General features: G+C 71.7%; 11 protein-coding genes. 9 read left to right on the forward strand and 2 right to left on the reverse strand.

The annotated features are described in order from the left end of the window. The first annotated feature begins 109 nt into the window (after positions 1-109). From lepA to hemW, 3 genes are all read left to right on the forward strand, one after another. Complete coding sequence (gene lepA / locus KO717_RS24200) at positions 110-1975, forward strand: translation elongation factor 4 (RefSeq protein ID WP_030384650.1); 1866 nt, start codon at positions 110-112, stop codon at positions 1973-1975. Positions 1976-2210: 235 nt separating this feature from the next. Further along, positions 2211-4103 (forward strand): AMP-dependent synthetase/ligase, encoded by a 1893-nt coding sequence (locus KO717_RS24205; RefSeq protein ID WP_301371229.1) that lies wholly within the window; start codon positions 2211-2213, stop codon positions 4101-4103. Between the two features lie 126 nt (positions 4104-4229). After that, positions 4230-5462 (forward strand): radical SAM family heme chaperone HemW, encoded by a 1233-nt coding sequence (gene hemW, locus KO717_RS24210; RefSeq protein ID WP_301371232.1) that lies wholly within the window; start codon positions 4230-4232, stop codon positions 5460-5462. A 178-nt stretch (positions 5463-5640) separates the two neighbouring features. On the opposite strand, the gene KO717_RS24215 is transcribed toward hemW, so the two are convergent. Continuing rightward, positions 5641-6438: a DUF3097 domain-containing protein gene (locus tag KO717_RS24215; protein ID WP_301371233.1), complete on the reverse strand. Its 798-nt coding sequence runs from the start codon at positions 6436-6438 to the stop codon at positions 5641-5643. Between the two features lie 28 nt (positions 6439-6466). Then, positions 6467-7192: an MBL fold metallo-hydrolase gene (locus tag KO717_RS24220; RefSeq protein ID WP_301371235.1), complete on the reverse strand. Its 726-nt coding sequence runs from the start codon at positions 7190-7192 to the stop codon at positions 6467-6469. A 146-nt stretch (positions 7193-7338) separates the two neighbouring features. Between KO717_RS24220 and hrcA the strand changes: the two genes are divergently transcribed. The 6 genes from hrcA to KO717_RS24250 all read left to right on the forward strand — a co-directional run bounded on the left by hrcA (position 7339) and on the right by KO717_RS24250 (position 12828). Further along, a complete protein-coding gene (gene hrcA / locus KO717_RS24225; protein ID WP_301371237.1) occupies positions 7339-8355 on the forward strand; it encodes a heat-inducible transcriptional repressor HrcA in 1017 nt (338 codons plus the stop codon). Then, positions 8356-9495, forward strand: a complete 1140-nt coding sequence (gene dnaJ / locus KO717_RS24230; RefSeq protein WP_030010180.1) for a molecular chaperone DnaJ — start codon at positions 8356-8358, stop codon at positions 9493-9495. A 156-nt stretch (positions 9496-9651) separates the two neighbouring features. Next, positions 9652-10743: a nitronate monooxygenase gene (locus tag KO717_RS24235; protein WP_301371239.1), complete on the forward strand. Its 1092-nt coding sequence runs from the start codon at positions 9652-9654 to the stop codon at positions 10741-10743. Beyond that, complete coding sequence (locus KO717_RS24240) at positions 10740-11486, forward strand: 16S rRNA (uracil(1498)-N(3))-methyltransferase (RefSeq protein ID WP_301371241.1); 747 nt, start codon at positions 10740-10742, stop codon at positions 11484-11486. Before KO717_RS24235 ends, KO717_RS24240 begins: the two co-directional genes overlap by 4 nt. Before the next feature lie 73 nt (positions 11487-11559). Beyond that, entirely contained in the window at positions 11560-11919 is a 360-nt protein-coding gene (locus KO717_RS24245; protein WP_301371243.1) for a histidine triad nucleotide-binding protein, read from the forward strand. A gap of 3 nt (positions 11920-11922) precedes the next feature. Continuing rightward, positions 11923-12828, forward strand: a complete 906-nt coding sequence (locus KO717_RS24250; protein ID WP_301371245.1) for a ribonuclease Z — start codon at positions 11923-11925, stop codon at positions 12826-12828. The last annotated feature ends 48 nt before the right edge of the window (positions 12829-12876 follow it).

A 12876-nucleotide genomic window follows, 5' to 3' on the forward strand; every position in this document is an offset into this window, starting at 1 on the left:
CCTGCGTACAGATCCGACATCGCGCCGCCGACAGCGACGGGAGCCGGACTTTCGCTCCGACCGACGCTCCGCAAATGCTTCCGACTGCGACCGAGAACCAGGACACTGCGTGCCCGCGATCCCCAGCCACGTGCCCGAGCCGAGCCGTACCGACTCGGCGCTGATCCGCAACTTCTGCATCATCGCGCACATCGACCACGGCAAGTCGACCCTTGCCGACCGGATGCTCCAGATCACCGGTGTGGTCGACCAGCGGCAGATGCGCGCCCAGTACCTCGACCGCATGGACATCGAGCGTGAGCGCGGCATCACGATCAAGTCCCAGGCGGTCCGGCTGCCCTGGGCGCCCACGACGGGCGAGGGTCAGGGCAACACCCACATCCTCAACATGATCGACACCCCCGGGCACGTCGACTTCACCTACGAGGTCTCGCGCTCCCTCGCCGCGTGCGAGGGCACCGTCCTCCTGGTGGACGCCGCCCAGGGCATCGAGGCGCAGACCCTCGCCAACCTGTACCTGGCGATGGAGAACGACCTCGCGATCGTCCCCGTCCTGAACAAGATCGACCTGCCGGCCGCCCAGCCGGAGAAGTTCGCCGAGGAGCTCGCGAACCTCATCGGCTGCCAGCCCGAGGACGTGCTGCGCGTCTCGGCGAAGACCGGTCTCGGTGTCGAGGCGCTGCTCGACAAGGTCGTCGCCACGGTCCCGGCCCCGGTCGGCGTCAAGGACGCCCCGGCCCGCGCCATGATCTTCGACTCCGTCTACGACTCGTACCGCGGCGTCGTCACGTACGTCCGTGTGGTCGACGGGCAGCTGAACAAGCGCGAGCGCATCCGGATGATGTCCACCGGCGCCACCCACGAGCTGCTGGAGATCGGTGTCTCCTCCCCGGAGATGACCCCGTCCGACGGCATCGGCGTCGGCGAGGTGGGCTACATCATCACCGGCGTGAAGGACGTCCGTCAGTCCAAGGTCGGTGACACCATCACCAGCCTGCACAACGGCGCCACCGAGGCCCTCGGCGGCTACAAGGACCCGCGGCCGATGGTCTTCTCGGGCCTCTACCCGCTCGACGGCTCGGACTACCCGGACCTGCGCGAGGCCCTGGACAAGCTGCAGCTCAACGATGCCGCGCTCGTCTACGAGCCGGAGACCTCGGCGGCGCTCGGCTTCGGCTTCCGCGTCGGCTTCCTCGGCCTGCTCCACCTGGACGTGGTCCGTGAGCGCCTGGAGCGCGAGTTCGGCCTCGACCTGATCGCCACCGCGCCCAACGTGGTCTACCGGGTGGTCATGGAGGACGGCAAGGAAGTCACCGTCACCAACCCGAGCGAGTTCCCCGAGGGCAAGATCTCGGACGTGTTCGAGCCGGTCGTCCGGGCCACCGTGCTCGCGCCCACCGAGTTCATCGGCGCGATCATGGAGCTGTGCCAGCAGCGCCGCGGCACCCTCCTCGGCATGGACTACCTCTCCGAGGACCGGGTCGAGATCCGCTACACCCTCCCGCTCGCGGAGATCGTCTTCGACTTCTTCGACCAGCTGAAGTCCAAGACGCGCGGCTACGCCTCCCTGGACTACGAACCCACGGGCGAGCAGTCCGGCAGCCTGGTCAAGGTCGACATCCTGCTGCACGGCGACAAGGTCGACGCCTTCTCCGCCGTCACGCACAAGGACGCCGCCTACGCCTACGGCGTGCGCCTCGTCGCCAAGCTGCGCGAGCTCATCCCGCGGCAGGCCTTCGAGGTGCCGATCCAGGCCGCGATCGGCTCCCGCGTCATCGCCCGCGAGACCATCCGCGCCATCCGCAAGGACGTCCTCGCCAAGTGCTACGGCGGTGACATCTCCCGTAAGCGGAAGCTGCTGGAGAAGCAGAAGGAAGGCAAGAAGCGGATGAAGATGGTCGGCTCCGTGGAGGTCCCGCAGGAGGCCTTCATCGCCGTCCTCTCCAGCGACGAGTCCGGCGGCAAGAAGAAGTAGCAGCCCCGCCCGTCACCGACGCAGACAGGCCCCCGCACTCAGGTGCGGGGGCCTGTTTCGTTATGAAGCGGCCGCTCGGGGGCTCTTACGCACGCGCCGGTCGCGCTCTAGTCTGATCACTGCTCGACGGTTACTCGCCAGTTTAAAAAGTCAATGGCTGCATACCCGCCAGTCCCCAGCGCCCCCCAGCGCCCCACGCCCACGCACTACCGCGTGGATCGGTCCGGAGGATGTCGTGAGCGACACACAGACCTATCTCGAGAACCGCCCGCCCACCGTGGCGGTGCTCTTCCTTGAGCGCGTCGCAGCGACGCCCGACGACGAGGCCTACCGGTACCCGGTGCCGGCGGCCGGCGGACAGGGCGGCGCCGACGACTGGAAATCACTCAGCTGGGGCCAGGCGGCCGAGCGGGTGTTCGCCATCGCCGCCGGGCTGATCGCTCTCGGCGTGCAGACGGAGGAGCGCGTCGCGCTCGCCTCCAACACCCGGGTCGAGTGGATCCTCTCCGACCTCGGCGTGATGTGCGCCGGCGGTGCGGTCACCACCATTTACCCCAGCACCAACGCGGACGAGTCGGCGTTCATCCTCTCGGACTCCGAGAGCCGGGTGCTCATCGCCGAGGACGCGAAGCAGCTGGCGAAGGCGCGCGAGCGCCGCGCCGACCTGCCGAACCTCGCCCACGTCGTGGTCCTGGACGCCGACGACGCGGTCGCCGCCGAAGGAGACCCCGAGGGCTGGGTGCTCTCGCTCGCCGAGCTGGAGGCGCGCGGCAAGGAGTACCTCGTCAAGCACCCCGAGGCGGTCAAGGAGCGGGTGGGGGCCATCACCTCCGACCAGCTCGCCACCCTCATCTACACCTCCGGCACCACCGGCCGCCCCAAGGGCGTCCGGCTGCTGCACGACAACTGGTCGTACCTGGCCAAGGCCATGGTCGCCACCGGGCTGATCGGCAAGGAGGACGTCCAGTACCTCTGGCTGCCGCTGGCCCACGTCTTCGGCAAGGTGCTGACCTCCGGGCAGATCGAGGCCGGGCACGTGACCGCCGTCGACGGCCGGATCGACAAGATCATCGAGAACCTGCCGATCGTGCAGCCGACGTACATGGCCGCCGTTCCGCGCATCTTCGAGAAGGTCTACAACGGCGTGGCCGCCAAGGCCCGCGCCGCCGGCGGAGCCAAGTACAAGATCTTCAAGTGGTCGGCCGGCGTCGCCCGCGAGTACGCGAAGGTCACGCAGGACAACTTCCGCCGCACCGGCCAGGCGACCGCCCCCTTCGGCCTCACCACCAAGCACAAGATCGCCGACGCGCTCGTCTACTCCAAGCTCCGCGAGGCCTTCGGCGGGAAGCTGCGCGCCGCCGTCTCCGGCGCCTCCGCCCTGGCCCCCGAGATCGGCTTCTTCTTCTCCGGCGCGGGCGTCCACATCCTGGAGGGCTACGGCCTGACCGAGTCCAGCGCGGCCTCCTTCGTCAACCCGGGCGAGGCCTACCGCACCGGCACGGTCGGCAAGCCGCTCCCCGGTACCGAGGTCCGCATCGCCGACGACGGCGAGGTCCTGCTGCGCGGCCCCGGCATCATGCAGGGCTACCACCGGCAGCCGGACAAGACCGCCGAGGTCCTGGAGTCCGACGGCTGGCTGCACACGGGCGACATCGGCGAGCTGTCGGCCGACGGCTACCTGCGCATCACCGACCGCAAGAAGGACCTGATCAAGACCTCGGGCGGCAAGTACGTCGCCCCGGCGGAGATCGAGGGCCAGTTCAAGGCGATCTGCCCGTACGTGTCGACGATCGTCGTGCACGGCGCCGACCGGAACTTCTGCTCGGCGCTGATCGCCCTCGACGAGCCGTCGATCCTGACCTGGGCGGCCGAGAACGGGCTGGAGGGCAAGACGTACGGAGAGGTCCTGGCGGCGCCGGAGACCAACCGCCTGATCGAGACCTACGTACAGACCCTGAACGAGGGCCTGCAGCGCTGGCAGACGGTCAAGAAGTTCCGGCTGCTGCCGCGCGACCTCGACGTCGAGCACGGCGACCTCACGCCCAGCCTGAAGCTGAAGCGGCCGGTGGTCGAGCGTGAGTTCAAGCACCTGATCGAGGAGATGTACGAGGGGTCCCGCGAGGCGTAACGCCTGCCGCGGGCCCGGCGGGGCGGGGCGTCGGACCGCCCCGCCGGGCCCTTTTCCCCGTGGCTCCGCCCCGGACCCCGCGCCTCGGACGCCGGCGGGGCTGTTCCCGTGCGGGATGATGGGGGCATGCCTTCCGCACTCCCCGACGGTGAACCCATGCCCGAAGACGGCGCGCTGCCGTCGCATGCCCTGGCGGGCGCGGGGGAGCGGCCGCTCGGCTTCTACCTGCACGTCCCCTACTGCGCCACGCGCTGCGGTTACTGCGACTTCAACACCTACACGGCCACCGAGCTGCGGGGCACCGGCGGCGTGCTCGCCTCCCGGGAGAACTACGCCGACACCCTGATCGACGAGGTCAGGCTGGCGCGCAAGGTGCTCGGCGACGACCCGCGCGAGGTCCGGACCGTCTTCGTCGGCGGCGGCACGCCCACGCTGCTGCCCGCCGCCGACCTCGTACGCATGCTCGCGGCGATCCGGGACGAATTCGGCCTGGCCGAGGACGCCGAGATCACCACGGAGGCCAATCCGGAGTCGGTGGACCCGAAGTACCTGGCCGAGCTGCGCGCCGGGGGGTTCAACCGGGTCTCCTTCGGCATGCAGAGCGCCAAGCAGCACGTCCTGAAGGTGCTCGACCGCACCCACACGCCGGGGCGCCCCGAGGCGTGCGTCGCGGAGGCGCGGGCGGCGGGCTTCGAGCACGTCAACCTCGACCTGATCTACGGCACGCCCGGGGAGTCGGACGAGGACTGGCGGGCGACCCTCTCGGCGGCGCTGGGCGCCGGGCCGGACCACATCAGCGCCTACGCGCTGATCGTCGAGGAGGGCACGCAGCTGGCGCGGCGGATCCGCCGCGGCGAGGTCCCGATGACGGACGACGACGTCCACGCCGACCGGTACCTGATCGCGGACTCGGTCATGGCCGAGGCCGGGTACTCCTGGTACGAGGTCTCCAACTGGGCCACCTCGGAGGCCGGGCGCTGCCTGCACAACGAGCTGTACTGGCGCGGCGCCGACTGGTGGGGCGCGGGACCGGGTGCGCACTCGCACGTGGGCGGGGTGCGGTGGTGGAACGTGAAGCACCCGGGCGCGTACGCCGCGGCGCTGGCGGAGGGGCGGTCGCCCGGGGCGGGACGGGAGCTCCTCTCCGAGGAGGACCGGCGGGTGGAGCGGATCCTGCTGGAGCTCCGGCTGGTGGACGGGGTGCCGTTGTCGCTGCTGGCTCCGGCCGGGCTCGCCGCCTCCCGCAAGGCCCTGGCGGACGGGCTGCTGGACGCGGGGCCGTACGAGGCGGGGCGGGCCGTGCTGACGCTGCGCGGGCGGCTGCTGGCCGATGCGGTGGTGCGGGACCTGGTGGACTGACCGGCCCGCGGCGCCGTTGCCGGGGGCGCCGCCCCCGGACCCCCGCGCCTCAAACGCCGGCGGGGCTGAAAGATCGCCTCAAACGCCGGCGGGGCTGGGAGGGAGCCGGCGGGGCTGAAGAGGGCGCCTCGGACGCCGGCGGGGCTGGAGGCGGTGCCTCGGACGCCCGCGGGGGTGGTCAGGTCGTGACGTGGTCGATCAGGTGTTCCACCGAGCCCAGGAGGGTCGGTTCCAGGTCGCGGTACGAGGTGACCTTGGACAGGATGTGCTGCCAGGCGGCGCCCGTGTTCTCAGGCCAGCCCAGGGCCCGGCAGACGCCCGTCTTCCAGTCCTGGCCGGGCGGGACCACCGGCCACGCGGGGATGCCCAGCGCGGACGGTTTCACCGCCTGCCAGACGTCCACGTACGGGTGGCCCACGATCAGGACGTCCGGCGAGGTCACCGACGCCGCGATACGGGACTCCTTCGAACCCGGGACGAGGTGGTCCACCAGGACGCCGAGGCGGGCGTCCGGGGCCGGGGCGAAGTCGGCGACGACGGCCGGGAGGTCGTCGATGCCCTCCAGGTACTCCACCACCACGCCCTCGATCCGCAGGTCGTCACCCCAGACCCGCTCCACCAGCTCCGCGTCGTGCCGGCCCTCGACGTAGATCCGGCCGGCCCGCGCCACCCGCGCCCGCGCCCCGGGCACGGCCAGCGAGCCGGAAGCCGTCAGGAGCGGCCCGGAGGGCCTGCGCGCGGGGCGGACCAGGGTGACCACGTCGCCGTCCAGCAGGAAGCCGCGCGGCTCCATCGGGAACACCCGCCGCTTGCCGAAGCGGTCCTCCAGGGTCACCGTGCCCGCCTCGCAGGCCACCACCGCGCCGCAGAAGTCCGTACCGGCCACCTCGACCACCAGGTCCAGGTCCGCCGCCACCTCCGGCACGGCCTTGGGTCGCTTCCACTGAGGGGTCAGGTCGGGGGAGTACTCGCGCATCCGGCCGACAGTAGGAGAGCCGCGCGCGTCACGCCTCCGACACGCCGAAACGGGCCGCCAGTGTGGCGCGTTGGGCACGGACGAAGTCCGCCCCGACCACCGCTCCGTGACCCGGCACGTACAGTGCGTCGTCTCCGCCCAGCGACAGCAGCCGGTCCAGGGCCGCGGGCCACTGCCCCGGCCGGGCGTCCGGCCCCACCGAGGGCTCGCCCGATTCCTCGACCAGGTCCCCGCAGAAGACCACCTCGCGCTCGCCGGGCACGAAGACGGCCAGGTCGTGCCCGGTGTGCCCGGGTCCGACATTCGCCAGCAGCACCTGCACGCCGCCCAGTTCCAGCGTCCACTCGCCCGACACCGCGTGCCCGGGCGACACCAGCAGGTCCACCGCCTCCGCCGCTTCCGCCTCCGCGAGCCCGTGCCGTACCGCGTCCCCGCGCAGGTCCTCGCGTCCCGCCGACAGCAGTGCGGCCAGCCCGACCGCCCCGAACACCTCGGCCCCGGCGAAGGCGGATCCGCCCAGGACGTGATCGAAATGACCGTGCGTGAATGCGATATGGGTCACGCGCCGGCCCGCCAGCCGCTCCGCCTCGGCCCGTACCTGCGCGCCCTCGCGTACACACGAGCCGGGGTCGATCAGAAGGACCGAATCCTCGCCCACCACCAGCCCCACGGTGCAGTCCCACACCGGCAGCCGCCGCCGGCCGGCCCGTCCCGTCAGCCGTTCCCAGCCGGACTCTTCCCAACGCACGTCCATACGGCGACGCTACCCTGGCGGGCCTCCCTTGCCAGGGGCTTACCGCCCGGCCGTACACTGAGCGGGGGCTCTCTGGCACTCGAACGATCAGAGTGCCAACGATCACGGCAGAACACGGCAACGGACCACAGCTGGAGGTGTGCGCGATGCTCAGCGAACGCAGACTCGAAGTGCTGCGCGCCATCGTCCAGGACTACGTCGGGACGGAGGAGCCGGTCGGCTCCAAGGCGCTCACGGAGCGGCACCGGCTCGGCGTATCGCCCGCCACCGTGCGCAACGACATGGCCGTGCTGGAGGAGGAGGGCTACATCGCCCAGCCCCACACCAGCGCCGGCCGGATCCCCACCGACAAGGGCTACCGGCTCTTCGTCGACAGGCTGGCGGGGGTCAAACCGCTGTCGTCGCCCGAGCGCCGGGCCATCCAGAACTTCCTCGACGGCGCAGTCGACCTCGACGACGTGGTCGGCCGCACGGTGCGGCTGCTCGCGCAGCTCACCCGGCAGGTCGCCGTCGTCCAGTACCCGAGCCTGACCCGGTCGACCGTCCGGCACGTGGAGCTGCTCTCGCTCGCTCCCGCGCGCCTGATGCTCGTACTGATCACGGACACCGGGCGGGTCGAGCAGCGGCTCATCGACTGCCCGAGCCCCTTCGGGGAGACCTCGCTGGCGGACCTGCGGGCCCGGCTGAACAGCCGGGTCGTCGGGCGCCGCTTCACCGATGTGCCCCCGCTCGTCCAGGACCTCCCCGAATCCTTCGAGGCCGAGGACCGCGGCACGGTCTCCACCGTGCTCGGGACCCTCCTCGAAACCCTGGTCGAGGAAGCCGAAGAGCGGCTGATGATCGGCGGTACCGCCAATCTCACCCGCTTCGGACACGATTTTCCCCTGACGATCAGGCCGGTGCTCGAAGCGCTGGAGGAGCAGGTCGTGCTCCTCAAGCTGCTGGGCGAGGCCAACGAGTCGGGAATGGCCGTACGGATCGGGCACGAGAACGCCTACGAGGGACTGAACTCCACGTCGGTCGTCTCGGTCGGTTACGGTTCGGGCGGCGAAGCAGTCGCCAAACTCGGCGTGGTCGGACCGACCCGCATGGACTACCCCGGAACGATGGGAGCGGTACGCGCAGTGGCACGTTACGTCGGACAGATCCTGGCGGAGTCGTAAGTGGCCACGGACTACTACGCCGTTCTCGGCGTGCGCCGCGACGCATCGCAGGACGAGATCAAGAAGGCCTTCCGGCGCCTCGCGCGTGAACTCCACCCGGATGTGAATCCGGATCCGAAGACGCAGGAGCGCTTCAAGGAGATCAACGCGGCCTACGAGGTGCTCTCGGACCCGCAGAAGAAGCAGGTCTACGACCTCGGCGGCGACCCGCTGTCCTCCTCGGGCGGCGGCGGCGGAGCGGGCGGCTTCGGAGCGGGTGGCTTCGGCAACTTCTCCGACATCATGGACGCCTTCTTCGGCCAGGCCTCGCAGCGCGGCCCGCGCTCGCGGACCCGGCGCGGCCAGGACGCGATGATCCGTCTGGACCTGGAGCTGGACGAGGCGGCCTTCGGGACGACCAAGGACATCCAGGTCGACACGGCCGTCGTCTGCAACACCTGCTCCGGTGAGGGCGCCGCTCCCGGCACCTCGGCGCAGACATGTGACATGTGCCGCGGCCGCGGTGAGGTCTCGCAGGTCACCCGGTCCTTCCTGGGCCAGGTCATGACCTCGCGCCCCTGCCCGCAGTGCCAGGGCTTCGGCACCGTGGTCCCGACCCCGTGCCACGAGTGCGCGGGCGACGGCCGGGTCCGCTCCCGCCGCAGCCTCACGGTCAAGATCCCGGCGGGTGTCGAGAACGGCACCCGGATCCAGCTCGCGGGCGAGGGTGAGGTCGGCCCCGGCGGTGGCCCCGCCGGCGACCTGTACGTGGAGATCCACGAGCTGGCGCACCCGACCTTCCAGCGGCGGGGGGACGACCTGCACTGCACGGTCACCATCCCGATGACGGCGGCCGCACTGGGCACCAAGTGCCCGCTGGAGACGCTGGACGGGCTGGAGGAGATCGACATCCGGCCCGGCACCGGGTCCGGCCAGGCGATCCCGCTGCACGGGCGCGGCGTCACCCACCTGCGCGGTGGCGGACGCGGCGACCTGATCGTGCACGTCGAGGTCACCACGCCGGGCAAGCTGGACGCCCAGCAGGAGGACCTGCTCCGCCAGCTGGCGAAGCTGCGCGGCGAGGAGCGGCCGATGGGTCAGTTCGCGCCGGGTCAGCAGGGTCTGTTCAGCCGGCTGAAGGACGCTTTCAACGGTCGCTGACCGACCGCGATCCACCGTCACGAGCCCGGCCTGGGGATTCCCCGGCCGGGCTCGTCACATGGGCCCGGTGGCGGCCGGAGGCCGGCCGGGAAGCGGACTATGCCAGGCGAATGCCGTGATTCGGCCCCATGCGCGGGACGTGGCACGATGCAGTCCATGTCCTCGGCACCGAACGGTCTCTCCCCGTACCCGATCGTGCAGGCTCCCATGGCGGGCGGCGCCTCCTGTCCCGTGCTCGCCGCCGCCGTGTGCGAGGCGGGCGGGCTGGGCTTCCTGGCCGGCGGCTACAAGACCGCCGACGGGATGTACCAGGAGATCAAGCAGGTGCGCGCGCTGACCCGGCGCCGTTTCGGTGTCAACCTCTTCATGCCGCAGACCGGTTACGTCGATCCGGCCGCCGTGGAGGCCTACCGCGGGCAGCTGGCCGGTGAGGCGAGCTGGTACGAGATCTCGCTCGCCGAGGAGGACATCATCGGCACCAGCGACGACGGCTACGACGCCAAGCTCGCCATCCTCCTCGAAGACCCGGTCCCGGTGGTCTCGTTCACCTTCGGCTGTCCCGCCTTCGCGGCCCTCGCGGCCCTGCGCAAGGCCGGTACGTACACCGTCGTCACGGTGACCTCCGTCGAGGAGGCCCGCAGCGCCCAGCACGCGGGAGCGGACGCGGTCTGTGTCCAGGGCGCCGAGGCCGGCGGTCACCAGGGCACCCACCGGGACGACCCGCAGATCGACGGCACGGCGACCGTGGGCCTCCTCGCTCTGGTGGGGCAGGTACGGGAGGCCGTGGCGCTCCCGATCATCGCGGCGGGCGGGATCATGCGGGGCTCGCAGATCGCGGCCCTGCTGGCGGCGGGCGCGGAGTCGGCGCAGCTCGGGACGGCCTTCCTGGCCTGCCCGGAGTCGGGTGCGGACCCGGTCCACAAGAAGGCGCTGACGGACCCGCTGTTCGCCCGCACCGAGCTGACCCGGGCCTTCTCCGGGCGGCCGGCACGGGGTCTGGTCAACCGCTTCATGCGCGAGCACGGACCGTACGCCCCGGCCGCGTACCCGCAGGTCCACCACCTGACCTCGGGGCTGCGCAAGGCCGCCGCCGCGGCCGGGGACCCGCAGGGCATGGCCCTGTGGGCGGGCCAGGGACACCGGCTGGCGCGACCGCTGCCGGCGGGGGAGCTGGTGGAGGTGCTGGCGGCCGAACTGGCCCAGGCACAGAGCACGTTGAAGGCAATGCAGATGAGGAGTGCGTCATGACCGCCCCGGTGTTCGTGGTGGAAGAGGTCCCCGCGGGGCCGGAGTTCGTCCTGGACGGCCCGGAGGGCCGGCACGCGGTGTCCGTGAAACGCCTGAACCCGGGCGAGGACGTGGTCCTCACGGACGGGCGCGGCCACTGGGCGGAGGGCGTGGTCAAGGCCGCCGAGGGCAAGGACCGGCTGGTCGTCATGGACCTGAACAACGTCGCGGAGGAGCCGGAGCCCGAGGTCCGGATCACGGTGGTCCAGGCCCTGCCCAAGGGGGACCGCGGCGAGCTGGCCGTCGAGACGATGACCGAGACCGGCGTGGACGCGATCGTGCCCTGGCAGGCCTCGCGCTGCATCACGCAGTGGCGCGGCGACCGCGGCGCCAAGTCCCTCGCCAAGTGGCGTGCCACGGCCCGGGAGGCGGGCAAGCAGTCCCGCCGGGTGCGCTTCCCGGAGGTGGCCGAGGCCATGTCCACCAAGCAGGTGGCGGCCCTGCTGGCCGGCGCCGACCTGGCGATGGTGCTCCACGAGGACCGCGACACCCCGTCCGGGGCGCTGGCCACGGCCGAGCTGCCGAAGGCCGGTTCCGTCGTGCTGGTGGTCGGCCCGGAGGGCGGCGTGTCCCCGGAGGAGCTGGCCGTCTTCGCCGCCGCGGGGGCGCACCCCTACCGCCTGGGCAGTTCCGTCCTGCGGACCTCCACGGCCGGGACGGCGGCCACGGCGGTGCTGCTGGCCCGTACGGGCCGCTGGTCCTGACGCGACCGCGCCCGCTGCGCGCGTCCGGCTGGATACGATGCCCGGACCGATCACCGTCACGGGAGGCTCAGCAATGGCCGGGGAACCGCAGGCCGACTGCCTGTTCTGCAAGATCGTCGCGGGGCAGATCCCCGCGACCGTGGTACGGGAGACCGAGACCACGGTCGCCTTCCGGGACATCAACCCGCAGGCGCCCACACACGTGCTCGTCATCCCCAAGGTGCACTACGCCGACGCGGCCTCCCTCGTGGAGGCCGAGCCGTCCGTCGCCGCCGACATACTGCGCGAGGCCGGCCAGGTCGCCCTCGACGAGAAGATCGTCGAACACGGCTACCGGGTCGTGTTCAACACCGGCTCCGGCGCCGGGCAGACCGTCTTCCACGCCCACGCGCACGTCCTCGGCGGCCGCGGCCTCCAGTGGCCCCCCGGATAGCACGTGTCCGTACGAGAGTTCGTGGTGCTGGGCACGGCCAGCCAGGTGCCCACCCGCCACCGCAACCACAACGGCTACCTGCTGCGCTGGGACGGCGAGGGCATCCTCTTCGACCCGGGCGAGGGCACCCAGCGCCAGATGCTGCGCGCCGGGGTGGCCGCGCACGACATCAACCGGATCTGCGTCACCCACTTCCACGGTGACCACAGCCTCGGCCTCGCCGGGGTGATCCAGCGGATCAACCTCGACCAGGTCCCGCACCCCGTCACCGCGCACTACCCGGCCTCGGGGCAGAAGTTCTTCGACCGGCTGCGCTACGCCACGGCCTACCGGGAGACCGTCGCGCTCCGCGAGGAGCCGGTGGCCGGGGACGGCACGCTGGCCCAGGGGGCCTCGTACGTCCTGGAGGCCCGGCTGCTCTCGCACCCGGTGGAGTCCTTCGGCTACCGGATCACCGAACCCGACGGGCGCCGCATGGTGCCCGAGCTGCTCGCGCGGCACGGGATCAAGGGCCCGGACGTGGGCCGGATCCAGCGTGAGGGGCGGCTCGGGGAGGTCACCCTGGACGAGGTCAGCGAGCCCAGGCCCGGGCAGCGGTTCGCCTTCGTCATGGACACCCGGCTCTGCCCCGGCGTGGACGCGCTGGCCGAGGGCTGCGACATGCTGGTGATCGAGTCGACCTTCCTCGACGAGGACGAACGGCTCGCCACCGATCACGGCCACCTGACCGCCGGCCAGGCGGCGCGGGTGGCGCGGGACGCGGGCGTACGGCACCTCGTGCTGACGCACTTCTCGCAGCGCTACACCGACCCGGCCGAGTTCGAGCGCCAGGCCCGCGCGGCCGGCTTCGAGGGCGAGCTCACGGTGGCCGCGGACCTGATGCGGGTGCCCCTGCCCAAGCGGGGCTGACGGCGGACACGGTCCGGGCCCTGCCCGGGCCGTCTTCGCCGCGCGCGG

It is taken from the genome of Streptomyces xanthophaeus (assembly GCF_030440515.1).
In the GTDB taxonomy this organism is placed as follows: domain Bacteria; phylum Actinomycetota; class Actinomycetes; order Streptomycetales; family Streptomycetaceae; genus Streptomyces; species Streptomyces kutzneri.

Coding starts and splice junctions, on each gene's coding strand:
- hemW (WP_301371232.1), top strand. CDS start 4,230: ATGCCTTCCGCACTCCCCGACGGTGAACCCATGCCCGAAGACGGCGCG.
- hrcA (WP_301371237.1), top strand. CDS start 7,339: ATGCTCAGCGAACGCAGACTCGAAGTGCTGCGCGCCATCGTCCAGGAC.
- KO717_RS24235 (WP_301371239.1), top strand. CDS start 9,652: ATGTCCTCGGCACCGAACGGTCTCTCCCCGTACCCGATCGTGCAGGCT.
- KO717_RS24240 (WP_301371241.1), top strand. CDS start 10,740: ATGACCGCCCCGGTGTTCGTGGTGGAAGAGGTCCCCGCGGGGCCGGAG.
- KO717_RS24245 (WP_301371243.1), top strand. CDS start 11,560: ATGGCCGGGGAACCGCAGGCCGACTGCCTGTTCTGCAAGATCGTCGCG.
- KO717_RS24215 (WP_301371233.1), bottom strand. CDS start 6,438: ATGCGCGAGTACTCCCCCGACCTGACCCCTCAGTGGAAGCGACCCAAG.
- KO717_RS24220 (WP_301371235.1), bottom strand. CDS start 7,192: ATGGACGTGCGTTGGGAAGAGTCCGGCTGGGAACGGCTGACGGGACGG.